The 12,541-nt window shown below is 66.0% G+C and carries 12 protein-coding genes; 5 read left to right on the top strand and 7 right to left on the bottom strand.

What is annotated here, in order from left to right; translation table 11 throughout:
• Positions 1–45: 45 nt before the first annotated feature.
• The 5 genes from K2O51_RS13260 (at position 46) to K2O51_RS13240 (ending at position 6,229) form a co-directional block, all read left to right on the top strand.
• The gene (locus K2O51_RS13260; protein WP_011296353.1) at positions 46–1,119 is read left to right on the top strand and encodes a CobW family GTP-binding protein; all 1,074 of its coding nucleotides are present in this window, start codon (positions 46–48) and stop codon (positions 1,117–1,119) included.
• 605 nt (positions 1,120–1,724) lie between these two features.
• Positions 1,725–2,144 (top strand): RNA polymerase-binding protein DksA, encoded by a 420-nt coding sequence (gene dksA, locus K2O51_RS13255; RefSeq protein WP_041679444.1) that lies wholly within the window; start codon positions 1,725–1,727, stop codon positions 2,142–2,144.
• Positions 2,145–2,356: 212 nt separating this feature from the next.
• Positions 2,357–3,547: a GTP-binding protein gene (locus K2O51_RS13250; RefSeq protein WP_220631213.1), complete on the top strand. Its 1,191-nt coding sequence runs from the start codon at positions 2,357–2,359 to the stop codon at positions 3,545–3,547.
• Complete coding sequence (locus K2O51_RS13245) at positions 3,477–3,944, top strand: hypothetical protein (protein WP_245001905.1); 468 nt, start codon at positions 3,477–3,479, stop codon at positions 3,942–3,944. The genes K2O51_RS13250 and K2O51_RS13245 overlap by 71 nt, the downstream gene beginning before the upstream one ends.
• Before the next feature lie 155 nt (positions 3,945–4,099).
• Entirely contained in the window at positions 4,100–6,229 is a 2,130-nt protein-coding gene (locus K2O51_RS13240; protein ID WP_041679786.1) for a TonB-dependent receptor, read from the top strand.
• 85 nt (positions 6,230–6,314) lie between these two features.
• Here K2O51_RS13240 and K2O51_RS13235 read toward each other — a convergent pair whose 3' ends face one another.
• The 7 genes from K2O51_RS13235 to K2O51_RS13205 all read right to left on the bottom strand — a co-directional run bounded on the left by K2O51_RS13235 (position 6,315) and on the right by K2O51_RS13205 (position 12,521).
• Positions 6,315–7,208, bottom strand: coding sequence for an MBL fold metallo-hydrolase (locus tag K2O51_RS13235; RefSeq protein ID WP_140953483.1), 894 nt, complete (start codon positions 7,206–7,208; stop codon positions 6,315–6,317).
• Positions 7,209–7,256: 48 nt separating this feature from the next.
• A complete protein-coding gene (locus K2O51_RS13230; protein WP_140953484.1) occupies positions 7,257–7,493 on the bottom strand; it encodes a DUF1289 domain-containing protein in 237 nt (78 codons plus the stop codon).
• A gap of 2 nt (positions 7,494–7,495) precedes the next feature.
• A complete protein-coding gene (locus K2O51_RS13225) occupies positions 7,496–7,924 on the bottom strand; it encodes a thioesterase family protein (protein ID WP_220631212.1) in 429 nt (142 codons plus the stop codon).
• On the bottom strand, positions 7,921–8,445 hold the full coding sequence (locus K2O51_RS13220) for a YbaK/EbsC family protein (RefSeq protein WP_220631211.1): 525 nt from the start codon (positions 8,443–8,445) through the stop codon (positions 7,921–7,923). The genes K2O51_RS13225 and K2O51_RS13220 overlap by 4 nt, the downstream gene beginning before the upstream one ends.
• A 31-nt stretch (positions 8,446–8,476) precedes the next feature.
• Positions 8,477–9,412 (bottom strand): hydroxymethylglutaryl-CoA lyase, encoded by a 936-nt coding sequence (locus tag K2O51_RS13215; RefSeq protein WP_011296343.1) that lies wholly within the window; start codon positions 9,410–9,412, stop codon positions 8,477–8,479.
• Positions 9,413–9,454: 42 nt separating this feature from the next.
• A complete protein-coding gene (locus K2O51_RS13210) occupies positions 9,455–10,396 on the bottom strand; it encodes a 2-hydroxyacid dehydrogenase (RefSeq protein WP_011296342.1) in 942 nt (313 codons plus the stop codon).
• Between the two features lie 100 nt (positions 10,397–10,496).
• On the bottom strand, positions 10,497–12,521 hold the full coding sequence (locus K2O51_RS13205; RefSeq protein ID WP_011296341.1) for an acetyl/propionyl/methylcrotonyl-CoA carboxylase subunit alpha: 2,025 nt from the start codon (positions 12,519–12,521) through the stop codon (positions 10,497–10,499).
• Between the last annotated feature and the right edge of the window lie 20 nt (positions 12,522–12,541).

Raw genomic sequence — 12,541 nt, 5'->3', positions numbered from 1 at the left:
CCTCTGCCCGGCGCAAGACCCCAAATTCCCCCGGAGAATCCACCCATGTCCAAACTGATCCCGGTCACGATCCTGACCGGCTTCCTCGGCAGCGGCAAGACCACGCTGCTCAAGCGCATCCTCAACGAGCAGCACGGCATGAAGATCGCCGTGATCGAGAACGAATTCGGCGAAGAAAACATCGACAACGAAATCCTGGTACAGGACGGCCGCGAGCAGATCGTGCAAATGAGCAACGGCTGCATCTGCTGCACGATCCGCGGCGACCTGGTGCAGGCGCTGTCGACGCTGATGACGCGGCGCGACGCGGGTGAGATCGAGTTCGACCGCGTGGTCATCGAAACCACCGGCGTGGCCAATCCGGGACCGGTCGCGCAGACCTTCTTCATGGACGACGAGATCGCGTCGCGCTACCTGCTGGACGCGGTGATCACGCTGGTCGATGCCAAGCACGCCCACCTGCAGCTCGACAAGCAGGAAGAGGCGCAGCGCCAGGTCGGCTTTGCCGACGCGATCTTCATCACCAAGTCGGACCTGGTCAGCGAGGCCGAGGTGGCCGAACTGCGCCACCGCCTGCTGCACATGAACCCGCGCGCCCCGATCCGCCAGGCCAACTTCGGCGAGACGCCGATCGACACCATCTTCGACCTGCGCGGCTTCAACCTGAATGCCAAGCTGGAGATCGATCCGGAGTTCCTGAGCGCCGATGACCACGATCACGGTCATGGCCACGACCATGAGCACGAGCACGAGCACGGAGAGCATTGCGGCACGGAGTGCGGCCATGACCACAGCCACGACCACCATCATCACCACCACCACACCGACCGCATCGCGTCGTTCGTCTTCCGCAGCGACAAGCCGTTCCACTACGGCAAGCTTGAGGAATTCCTGTCGGGCATCCTGGCCGTCTATGGGGAAAAACTCTTGCGCTACAAGGGCGTACTATATATGGAAGGTGTGGACCGGAAAGTCGTGTTCCAGGGAGTCCACCAACTGATGGGCAGCGACGTCGGTGCCAAGTGGGAAGAGGAGACGCCTGGCACCAAGATGGTGTTCATCGGCGTGGACCTGCCCCGCGATGCCATTCTGAAGGGGCTGGGCAACTGCCTGGCCTGAGTGCGGCAGCCGCCCCACGGCGGCTATCTCGCTCCGCGTCGGCTCCGGCATGTCCCCCGTTCGGGGTACCGGGGAAACACCGAAGGCATGGCTAGGCCTTTTCCGTATCTTGGAAAAATTTGTTCAAGTACAATAGGCCGGATTTGATACTGGCGGCGCACCTTTTTCCCGCCGCCGGTATGGTCCACTGAAGCACGGTGGGCCGCAGGGCGGCGGTTGTCGTCAGCACGAGGCAGACCGCCGGCAGGTGCGGTCGCAGGGCTTCGTGCGGAGACCGCCCTCCGCTTGGGGTACCCGGCACGCGCCGTTCCATACCGACGCGAGAGAGAGGTGTCCCCATGACAGCCGCAACAAAGACAAAAGAAAGCCGCAGCAAGACAGGTAGTGCCGCGGCAGAGACGCTCAAGGCGCAGTCGGTGAAGGCTGCGCCAGCTCCCCGCGGCAGTACGGCGCACGCCGGCGCGGGCGAGGCCAAGGGAGGCCCGCGAAGCAGCAAGACTGCAGCCAGCCAGAGTGAAACGTCCGCCCCGCGCAAGCACGTGGACACAGCACCCGAGCGGACACAGACGCCGCCGGTCGGATCAACAAGAGAATCAGCAGCAACCATGAGCAGCAACAAACTTCTGACTGAAGCTGAAATCCTGAAGATGAGCGACAAGGATTACATGAACGAAGCGCAGCTCGCCTTCTTCAAGCATCGCCTTGAGCAGCTGCGCGACGACATCCTGAAGAACGCTGATCAGACCACGGAACACCTGCGCGAAACGGTCATCGTGCCGGATCCGGCGGACCGCGCCACGATCGAGGAAGAGCACGCGCTGGAACTGCGCACCCGCGACCGCGAGCGCAAGCTGCTCAAGAAAGTGGAACAGTCGCTGGCCCGCATCGAGTCCGGCGACTATGGCTGGTGCGAGGAAACCGGCGAGCCGATCGGCGTGCCACGTCTGCTGGCCCGTCCGACCGCCACGCTGTCGCTCGAAGCTCAGCAACGCCGCGAACTGCGCCAGAAGCTGTTCGGCGATTGATGAACGACTGATCCGCGTGCCGGCCTCGCCGGCGCATGATCATCCTGACGGCCCGGTTATCCGGGCCGTTTTGTTTTGTCGCGGCGCGGCGACGGCACTACCATGGTGGGAGCCTGCCGGCTGTCGGGCGAAGGGCCTTTCTGGTACAGTCGCAACTTTGTTGCAATAACAGGCGCATCTCACCGGGCGCCCTCTTTCGCGTTCACATCGCCATGGCCGATCGCCTGCCCATCACCGTGCTGTCCGGATATACCGGTGCCGGCAAGACCACCTTGCTGCAGCACGTCCTTGCTGCGACAGTCGGCAAGCGCGTGGGCGTGACTGGCAGCCTCCAGCAGGCCGGCGAGCTCGCCGTCCGTGGCGGCTTCGACCATCTGCTGCTCGAGCCCGCAGGCACGGACGACCCGATGGCAATCGCCGAGGCCGTGCTGTTCGAGGATGAACATGGTGGCAGGGCCACGCTGAGTCTCGACACGCTGGTGACGGTTGTCGATGCATCGACGTTCCTGCGCGACGTCAACGATGCCGAGTTCCTGCACGGCAGCGACGATGTGCACGACAACGGGATCGAGGAAGACGACCGCACCGTGGTCGACGTGCTGATCGCCCAGGTCGAGTTCGCCGACGTGATCGTGCTTAACAAGTCGGATCTCGTCGACGCGAGCGCGCTGGCGCAGCTGGAGGCGATCCTTCGCGCGCTCAACCCGCGTGCGGACATTGTCGCGGCGAGCTTCGGCAAGATTGCTGCCGAACGCGTGCTCGGCACCGGCCGGTTCGACTTCGAAGACACCGCAAGCGCCCCGGGCTGGCTGGCCCTGCAGCGTGGCGAGACGCTGCCCGAAGCACACGGCATCAGCGGCTTCCTCTACCGCCGTCGCCGCCCCTTCCATCCCGCACGCTTTGCCGAGCTGATCCACACCGAGTGGATGCGCGAGCATGGCAGCGTGCTGCGTTCCAAGGGCCTGTTCTGGCTGGCGAGCCGCATGGGCATCGCAGGCGACTGGGCACAGGCCGGAGGCGTATGCCGTCCCGCTGCGGCTGGTGCGTGGTGGGCAGCTCTCGATGCTTCCGAATGGCCGACTGATGCAGCAGACCTCGCAGCGCTTGAAGCCGACATGCTGGACGAAGGACAGCCTGCCGCCTACGGCGACCGCCGCCAGGAAATCGCGCTGATCGGCGCAGACCTCGATCGCTCCGCACTGGAGGCTTGTCTCGATGCCTGCCTGCTGACCGATGCCGAGATGGCGGCCGGGCCCGAAGCCTGGGCCGCGTATGCCGATCCGTTCCCGGCATGGGAAGACGCCTTCGACGACGAAGATCACGATCACGATCATGGTCATCACCATGGCCATGACCACCACCACGGCGGCGACTGCGACTGTGGCCATCCGCATGATCACTGAGATCGCCGGGCACTTCGCCCGCCTGCGCACACGTGGTCCAGGGCTGTGGATGGCCCTGTGGCTGGCGCTGAGCCTGCTGCTCGCACAGCATGCGGGCCTGACGCACCGTGTCGTGCACGGCGGCCTGATGGGCTCGCCGGTATCGGTCCTGATTGCCGAAACGGGCACCGACCATGGCGATGCCGGCCCATTCGCGAAGAAGCTGGCCGGCCATTCGTGCGTGCTGTTCGATGGTGCCACGGTCGCCGACAGCCATTGCATCCAGATGCCAGCGCTCGCGCTGGCCTTCGGCAAACCGGTCAAGCCGGCCAACCTGGCCTGGCGCTGGCCCGATCTTCCCTCCGCGCACCCCTTCCGCTCGCGCGCGCCGCCGGCGCACACGCCCGCCTTCGCCTGATCCCGGGCCGCGGCCAAGCCGCAGGCCCGCAGTACGAAGCGCGCGTCCACGCCTGCCGGCTCTGCCCACGACCTCGCACCTTCCCGTGCGGGCTCCGTACCATGCCGGCACCGCGCGGCCGTTCGCCCGATTGCCATCGCATCGAATCGCGAGCCATGTCTTCTACCCTGCAACACCTCATGCTGCGGCGCACGCCGCTGGCAGCCTTTGCTGCCCTGATCGTCTCGAACGGCGCATTCGCCCAGTCCGCCAGCGAACCTGCGGCGGCCCCTGCGCCCGCCGCTGCCACCCTCAAGGAAGTGGTGGTCACCGCGAACCCGCTGGGCAGCGACCTCAACGACATGGTCGCGCCGGTCTCCTCACTGAGCGGCGACGCGCTGTCGCTGCGCCAGAACAGCACGCTCGGCGAAACGCTGGACAAGTTGCCGGGCGTGTCGTCGAGCTACTTCGGCCCCAACGCCAGCCGGCCCGTGATCCGCGGACTCGATGCCGACCGCATCAAGGTGCTGCAGAACGGCGGCTCCTCGGTCGATGCCTCGACGCTGTCCTACGACCACGCCGTACCGATCGATCCGCTCGTGGCCGAGCGCATTGAAGTCGTGCGCGGCCCCGCCGCGCTGATGTACGGCGGCAACGCCATCGGCGGCGTCGTCAACGTGATCGATAACCGCATCCCGAAGGAGCCCATTGAAGGCATCGGCGGCGCTGTCGATGCCAGCGCCACGGCCGGCGGCGACGTGGCGCGCAACGCCAGCGCGCTGGTCGAGGCCGGCAACGGCCAGTTCGCGATCCACGCCGACGCCTTCGCGCGCAAGACCAGCGACCTGCATATTCCCGGATTCGCGCGCAGCGACCGCCTGCGCGCAAGCCAGCCGCTGCCCGAGGGCGAAACCGAGGCCAGCGGCCGCCTGCCCAACACCAGCGCGCAGCAGGACGGCGGCGCGCTGGGCGGCTCGTACACGTGGGCCGACGGCTTCATCGGCGCGAACTACAGCGCCTACCGCAACGAATACGGCACGCCTGCCGAAGACGACGTCCGCCTGAAAATGCGCCAGGACCGCTTCGCGCTCGAAGGCGAAGCGCGCAACCTGCAGGCCAACACGTCCGGCATCATCGAATCGGTCAAGGGCAAGTTCAGCTACACCGACTATGAGCACAAGGAAATCGAAGACGGCCAGGTCGGCACCATCTTCAAGAACCAGGGCTGGGACGCACGCTTCGAGGCCAAGCACGCGAAGATCGGCAACATGAGCGGGGTCGTCGGCACGCAGTTCGGCCACACGCAGTTCTCCGCGCTCGGCGAAGAAGCCTTCGTGCCGAGCACCAATACCGACAACGCCGCGCTGTTCGTCTTCGAAGAACTGCCGCTCGATAGCGCCGGCGACTTCAAGCTCAACTTCGGCGGCCGGCTGGATCACAGCAATATCAAGGCCAGTGCGAACGGCAACGACCGCTTCAGCGATGCCGACCGCAGCTTCAACGCCACCAGTGCATCGGCGGGCCTGCTCTACAAGCTGAATTCGCTGTGGTCGCTGACCAGCAATGTGTCGTACACCGAGCGCGCACCGACCTTCTACGAGCTGTACGCCAACGGCCCGCACGTCGCCACCGGCGCCTGGGAGCTCGGCGATCCCAACGCCAACAAGGAACGCGCCACCTCGGTGGATCTCGGCCTGCGCTACAAGTACGGCCCGCACAGTGCCGGCGTGTCGGGCTACTACAGCCGCTTCGCCAACTACCTCGCACTGACGTCGACGGGCCGCTCGCGCGACGAGGCTGGCGACGTGGTCGCGTCCGGCAGTCCCGGCGCGCTGCCCGAGTTCGAGTACCTCGGCGTACCGGCCACGCTGTATGGTTTCGAAGCCGAAGGCAAGGCGCGGCTGTTCCAGAAGATGCTGACGTCGAGCGATACGCTGGACTTCGAGGCACGGGCGGATTATGTGCGCGGAGAGAACCGGGATACCGGGGAGCCGCTGCCGAGGCTGGCGCCTTTGCGTCTGGGCGGCGCGCTGGTCTATGGTGCGGGGCCTTGGGGGGCGCGTGTGGATGTTACCTATGCGGCCAAGCAGACGCGCGTGCCGGTCAACGATACGCCGACCGATGCGTACACGCTTCTCAGCCTTGCGCTGACGTACAAGTTCAAGACTTCCGGGACACAGACGCTGATCTACCTGCGCGGCGATAACCTGACGAATCAGGAGGCGCGGAATGCGTCGTCGATTCTGCGGGATATTGCGCCGTTGCCGGGGAGGAGTGTGAAGGTGGGGTTCAGGACGACGTTCTGAGAGTTGGGGGCGGCTGTTATTGGGGCCGGTGTCGTTTTTGACCGGCGCCGCTGTTTCGCCGGCGTAGCCGGCGACTTACTTCTTCCTAGTCGGTATTGGTAACCACTTCGCCTTCGACCACCAACGCCTTTACGCCGGCGAGTGACCTCAGCGTCTGCGACAGAATTTCGTCCATCGATTGCTCAGCCATAAAGCGCTGGTGAATGGCCCGCATCAGCGGCGCAGCTTCCATCCAGGCGAGCAGCGCATCACGCCGCATCCGCTGCGCCTCAAGCAGCTTGAATTTGACCAGCACCTTGACCGCATGACTCGCATTGCGTTGCGGGTCCTTGCCGAGGTAGGCGAGCCGACCGCGAGCACGCTCGACCGCCGCAGCGACATCCGTGAACGGTCGGCCGTGGCCGGGAATCACCAGGTGCGCATCCAGCTCAGCAATCCGTTCCAGCACCGCCGCCTGTTCGATAAACCCGCTCTCCCCCTCCAACTCGGGAAAGATCACGCCAAACCCGTTCTCCCATAACGCATCGCCTGCAATCAGGATGCGCGACTGCGGCGCAAACAGCATCACCGCGTGCGGATCATGCCCAGGCGCGGCCACGACCTGCCAGTCGATGCCGCCGAGACTCAGCGTGTCACCGTCATGGAGCAGTGCATCGAAGGTGAAGCGGGCGCATTCCTGGCCGGTGGCCTTGTAGGTCAGCGCATCGACATCCCACGCAGCAACGGCGGCCGCTTCGGCGCCGGGAATCCATGTCTTTGGCTGCCAACGCACCTGCAGCGCACCGTTGCCGCCGCAATGGTCGGAATGCAGGTGGGTGTTGATGAGCCGCTTGAGCGGACGCCCTTGCAGCGCCGATTCCACCAGCGCCACCGTCTGCGGCGCGTGTGTGACATAGCCGCTGTCCACGAGCGCCGTGTCGTCGCCGTCAATGAACAGAATGTTGTTAGCCGAGAGCCAGCCGCGTTCGAAGACGCGCATCGTGGACGGCAACTGCGGGGGCTTGGTGTCGCTCAAGTCGATGGTCTCCTATTCGGCAAGCCAGTCGGCGCGCTGCGGCAGTTGCGCCCAGACGCGGCGCTTGTCTTCGTCCGCCATGCCAGACCAGCCGGCGATTTCTTCGATGGTGCGCAAACACCCTTCGCAATAGCCGCTGGCCGCGTCCATGCGGCACACGTTGCGGCATGGCGAGGGAACCGGTTGCGCTGTCTCGGCCGAGCGTGCGCGGCGCGTGATGTCCTTGATGAGGGAAGCTGCCAGCACCATGCTCATCCAGCAGCCCGGGCGGCCTTGGCGGCGACCTTCTTATTGAAGCGAGCGGCATCGATCACGTGACGTTCGTGCACGCCTTCCGTGATCTTGTCTTCGCCATCCCATGCGCTCACTTCAAAGCGCAGCCGGCGCCCGTCCACCTCGACCAGCTGGCCCTTGACCGTGATCGTCATGCCGGGCGGCGTGGCGGCCAGGTGCGAGAAGCTGACAAGCGTGCCGAGTGTCTGCTCGCGCGGCCAGTCCAGGTAGTCGCGCAGCGCCTGCAGGCACGCGCACTCCATGATGCCGACCATGTAGCCAGTAGCCAGCACGTCCGGCATCTCCGTGCACATCGCGATGTCGTCATACAGGCGCGGCACAGTGGCCTTGGGCGGTATGGTGTACTCCCACGTGAACGTAAGGCCCGGGCGCAGCTCGGGACTCATGCCGCCGTCCCCTGCGCCACGTCGGCCACTTCGGCGCCGGTCATCTGCTGCAGCTGCTGCGGCGTCAGATTGAACACCGCATGCGGATGCCCAGCGGCAGCCCACAGACTTTCATAGCGGAAGAGGTCCTGGTCGAGCAGCATCACCGGGGCCACCGCATGGCCGATCGGGCAGACGCCGCCAATCGCATAGCCGGTCTTCTCGCGCACGAACTTCGCGTCGGCCTTGCCGAGCGCGCCCACGCGCGCTGCGACCTTGGCTTCATCGACACGGTTGCTGCCACTGGCGATCACGAGCACCGGCGCATCATCTTCGACGCGGCGGAAGATGATCGACTTGGCGATCTCCGCCACGCTGCAGCCGAGGCCCGCTGCAGCCTCGGCCGACGTCTTGCCGGTGGCCGGCAGCATCACCACGGGACGGTCATGCCCGATCCCGGCCAGCAGGCTGGCAACGCGCTGCGCGGATTCCGGCAATCCTTCGGTCTGGTTGGCGCTGCCCTGGTCAGCGGACTGGCTCATGCTTGCTCCTGAATTCTTTGGTGTCGTGGATTCATGCGCACGCCGGCGCGGCTTCGCTTGTCGCCGCCCATTTGGTCAGCAGTGCGCGGCCTACGCGTGAGCTGTTGGCGCGGCCGATGGCCTGCGAGATATAGTCCCCCGCACGCACCACGGCTTCGAGATCGATACCGGTATGGATGCCGAGCCCGTGCAGCATGTACAGCACGTCTTCGGTCGCCACGTTGCCGGTCGCGCCCTTGGCGTACGGGCAGCCGCCGAGGCCCGCCACCGATGCATGGAAGATCGAGATACCGACTTCCAGGCTGGCGAGGATGTTCGACAGCGCCTGGCCATACGTGTCATGGAAATGCCCCGACAGGCGGTCCATCGCGAACTCGGCCGACACCGCGCGCATCACGTCCTGCACCTTGCCGGGCGTGCCCACGCCGATGGTGTCGGCGATATCGATCTCGTCGCAGCCCAGTTCGCGCATGCGGCGCACGACATCCACCACGGCGCTCACCGGCACCTCGCCCTGATACGGGCAACCCAGCGCGCACGAGATGCTGCCGCGCAGGCGGATATTTTTTTCCTTCGCGGCCGCTGCGACCGGCTCGAACCGTGCGATCGATTCGGCGATCGAGCAGTTGATGTTCCGTTGCGAGAACGCCTCGCTCGCGGCGCCGAAAATCACAACCTCATCGGCACCGGCTGCCACCGCGCCCTCGAAGCCCTTCATATTCGGCGTGAGCACCGAATACAGCGTGCCGGGACGGCGCTGGATGCGTGCCATCACGTCGGCGCCGTCGGCCATTTGCGGCACCCACTTCGGCGAGACGAAAGAAGCGGCCTCGATATTGACGAAGCCGGCATCGGTCAGCTGGTTGATCAGCGCGACCTTGACGTCGGTCGGCACCATCGCCTTCTCGTTCTGCAAGCCGTCGCGCGGGCCGACTTCGACGATCTTCACGTAGTTGGGCACGTTCATCGCTGTCTCCAATGTCTGTTCGTGTACCGGATGGCTTGCGGCTCAGTAGCCGCGCTGCAGGTCGACGACGCCGGCGATCGGCTGGCCCGCACGCAGCGCGCGGATCTTGCCGGCAATCTGCGCGATGCTGTCCTCGCGCAGCGTCAGCGCCGAGATATGCGGCGTGATGGTGATGCGCGGTTCCTGCCAGAACGGGTGGTCCGCCGGCAGCGGCTCGGTGCGGAATACGTCGAGTGTCGCGCCGGCGATCTGTCCTGCCTGCACAGCGGCGAGCAGATCGTCCTCCGCGAGATGCTGGCCACGCGCGACATTGATCACGTAGGCGCCCTTCGCCAGCTTGCCGAACAGTTCGCCGTTCAGGATGTTTTCGGTCTCAGGCGTCAGCGGCAGCACATTGACCAGCACGCGCAAGCCGTCGAGGAACGGCACGCGGCCGGCATCGCCATGGAAGCCCACCACGCCCTCGATCGCGCGCGCGGTGCGGCTCCAGCCGCGCACCGGAAACCCGAACCCGGCCAGCGTGCGCGCGATATGCGTGCCGAGCGCGCCAACGCCCATCACGCCGATGGTGAAGTCCGCACGGCGGTGCGGCTTCAGGAACTTCCAGTTGCCGGCCTGCTGCTGCGCCGCATAGTCGTCCAACCGGCGGAAATAGCGCAGCACCGCATGGGTGACGTATTCGACCATCTGGGCGGCCATGCCGGCGTCGTCCAGGCGCACGATCGGCACGCCGGCGGGCAGCGCATCCGGATCCTGGTCGCGCAGGCGCAAGATGCCGTCCACGCCGGCGCCGAGGTTGAACACCGCCTTCAGGTCGGTACGGCCGCGCAGCATTTCCACGGGAGGACGCCAGACCACGGCGTAGTCGGCCGGTTCGCCGCGGCTATCTTCCCAGGTGACGCACTGCGCTTCGGGCAGCGCCTGCGCGAAGCCTTCGATCCAGGGTTCATAGCGGCCATCGGGCACGTACAACTGCAACTTCATGGGGACTCCGGGTCTTCTGTGGCGGGATGCCTGCATTTTCGCAGAGGTCGCGCGACGGTGCCGGCCGGTGGCCGGCAATCGCCCCGCTCCCGCCGGCGGCTCAGCTTTCGCCAGTCGCAAACGCCAGCAACTGCGCCCCTTCCGTCACCTGTTCGCCTACGCCGAACAGGACTTCGCTGACCACGCCGTCCGCCGGCGCGCTGATGGTGTGTTCCATCTTCATCGCTTCCATCACCAGCAGGGGCGTGCCGCGCGTGACCGTGCTGCCGGGCTCCACCATGACAGCGATGACCTTGCCCGGCATCGGCGCAGTCAGCTTGCCGCCCTCGCCCTCGGTCTCCCCTGCATGCGCAAGCGGATCGAGCCAGCCCAGCACCGCATGGCGGCCCGCGTTGAAGACGTGGAAATCATCGCCCTCCACATGGACCTGGCCATGCGCGCGGCGCGTGCCAAGATCGACGCGGATGTCGTCGGCCTGGCACGCGGCCTTGAACGGCGCAGCCTGATCCGCGTAGATCAGCGTGCTGCCCCGCGCGTTAGCGGTCAGCGTGACGTCCAGCGTGTGGCTGCCATAGGCAAAGCGCAGCGTACGCGTGGCGCCGCCGTTAAGCCGCCATGCGCCGGCGTGGGTCCACGGGGAATACTGGTCGGCGGTGTCGATATGTCGCTCGCGCGTTTCACGATCGAGCAGCGCGGCGACGGCCAGCGCGATGATCTCCATGCCGACCGGCGCGGGTGGGGGGAACAGCGTCGCTTCGTTACGCTCGATGAGGCCCGTGTCGAGGTCCGCCGTGCGGAACGCTTCGGATTTCACCAGCCGCTGCAGGAATGCCACGTTGGTCGACAACCCCACCACGTGGTACGCGGCCAGTGCCTGGCGCATCCGCGCCAGGGCCTCGTCTCGGTCTTTGCCCCAGACGATCAGCTTGGCAATCATCGGGTCGTAGTAGGGGCTGATGGTGTCGCCCTCTCGCACGCCTGCGTCGATGCGGACGCCAGCCGGGCCATGCGCATCGCCACCACGCATGAACTGCACGGCAGGCGGCGTGCGCAGGAAGCGCAGCGTGCCCGTCGATGGCAGGAACTGCTTGTCCGGGTTTTCGGCGTAGATGCGCGCTTCGAGCGCGTGGCCGTGGATGTGGAGTTGTTCCTGCTTCAGCGGCAGCGGTTCACCAGCCGCCACGCGCAGTTGCCATTCGACCAGGTCCTGTCCGGTGATCATTTCGGTAACCGGATGCTCGACCTGCAGGCGCGTGTTCATCTCCATGAAGTAGAACGAACCGTCCTGGTTGGCGATGAACTCGACCGTGCCGGCGCCGACATAGCCGACTGCTTTCGCGGCGGCGACGGCCGCTTCGCCCATCGCGCGGCGACGTTCCTCCGTCATGCCCGGCGCGGGCGCTTCTTCGAGCACCTTCTGGTGACGGCGCTGCACGGAGCAATCACGCTCGAACAGGTAGACGCAGTTGCCGTGCGTGTCGGCGAACACCTGGATTTCAATGTGGCGCGGACGGGTCAGGTACTTCTCGACGAGCACCTTGTCGTCGCCGAAGCTCGCCGACGCTTCGCGCTTGACCGAGGCGAGCGCGGCTTCAAACGCATCGCCCGATTCGACCACGCGCATACCCTTGCCGCCGCCACCGGCGCTGGCCTTGAGCAGCACCGGGTAGCCGATGCGGTCGGACTCGCGGCGCAGCAGGGCGGGGTCTTGATCCTCGCCGTGATAGCCCGGTACCAGCGGTACCGAGGCCTTTTCCATCAGTTGCTTGGCCGCGCTCTTGCTGCCCATCGCGTGGATGGCTGAAGCCGGCGGCCCAATGAAGACGAGGCCCGCGGCGGCGCAGGCTTCTGCAAACGCCTCATTCTCGGAGAGAAAGCCGTAACCGGGGTGGATCGCCTGCGCCCCGGTCTCCTTCGCCATCTCGATGATATGGTCGGAACGCAGGTAGCTGTCGCGCGCCGCAGCGCCGCCGATATGCACGGCCTCGTCGCAGAAGGCGACGTGGCGCGCATCGGCATCGGCGTCCGAGTACACCGCGACGGTGCGGATGCCCAGCCGGCGGCAGGTGGCGGCAACGCGGCAGGCGATCTCGCCGCGGTTGGCGATCAGGATCTTGCTGAACATGAGCTCCCTCCTTTTAACCC

The organism is Cupriavidus pinatubonensis (genome assembly GCF_019602855.1).
Lineage (GTDB): Bacteria > Pseudomonadota > Gammaproteobacteria > Burkholderiales > Burkholderiaceae > Cupriavidus > Cupriavidus pinatubonensis.
The sequence above is the reverse complement of the archived record's forward strand: the minus strand, read 5'-3'. Positions and strand labels throughout refer to the sequence as shown.

What these genes read in the sequence shown, in the direction of transcription:
- K2O51_RS13260 (WP_011296353.1), top strand. Translation starts at nt 46, where the DNA reads ATGTCCAAACTGATCCCGGTCACGATCCTGACCGGCTTCCTCGGCAGC.
- dksA (WP_041679444.1), top strand. Translation starts at nt 1,725, where the DNA reads ATGAGCAGCAACAAACTTCTGACTGAAGCTGAAATCCTGAAGATGAGC.
- K2O51_RS13250 (WP_220631213.1), top strand. Translation starts at nt 2,357, where the DNA reads ATGGCCGATCGCCTGCCCATCACCGTGCTGTCCGGATATACCGGTGCC.
- K2O51_RS13245 (WP_245001905.1), top strand. Translation starts at nt 3,477, where the DNA reads ATGGTCATCACCATGGCCATGACCACCACCACGGCGGCGACTGCGACT.
- K2O51_RS13240 (WP_041679786.1), top strand. Translation starts at nt 4,100, where the DNA reads ATGTCTTCTACCCTGCAACACCTCATGCTGCGGCGCACGCCGCTGGCA.
- K2O51_RS13235 (WP_140953483.1), bottom strand. Translation starts at nt 7,208, where the DNA reads ATGCGCGTCTTCGAACGCGGCTGGCTCTCGGCTAACAACATTCTGTTC.
- K2O51_RS13230 (WP_140953484.1), bottom strand. Translation starts at nt 7,493, where the DNA reads ATGGTGCTGGCAGCTTCCCTCATCAAGGACATCACGCGCCGCGCACGC.
- K2O51_RS13225 (WP_220631212.1), bottom strand. Translation starts at nt 7,924, where the DNA reads ATGAGTCCCGAGCTGCGCCCGGGCCTTACGTTCACGTGGGAGTACACC.
- K2O51_RS13220 (WP_220631211.1), bottom strand. Translation starts at nt 8,445, where the DNA reads ATGAGCCAGTCCGCTGACCAGGGCAGCGCCAACCAGACCGAAGGATTG.
- K2O51_RS13215 (WP_011296343.1), bottom strand. Translation starts at nt 9,412, where the DNA reads ATGAACGTGCCCAACTACGTGAAGATCGTCGAAGTCGGCCCGCGCGAC.
- K2O51_RS13210 (WP_011296342.1), bottom strand. Translation starts at nt 10,396, where the DNA reads ATGAAGTTGCAGTTGTACGTGCCCGATGGCCGCTATGAACCCTGGATC.
- K2O51_RS13205 (WP_011296341.1), bottom strand. Translation starts at nt 12,521, where the DNA reads ATGTTCAGCAAGATCCTGATCGCCAACCGCGGCGAGATCGCCTGCCGC.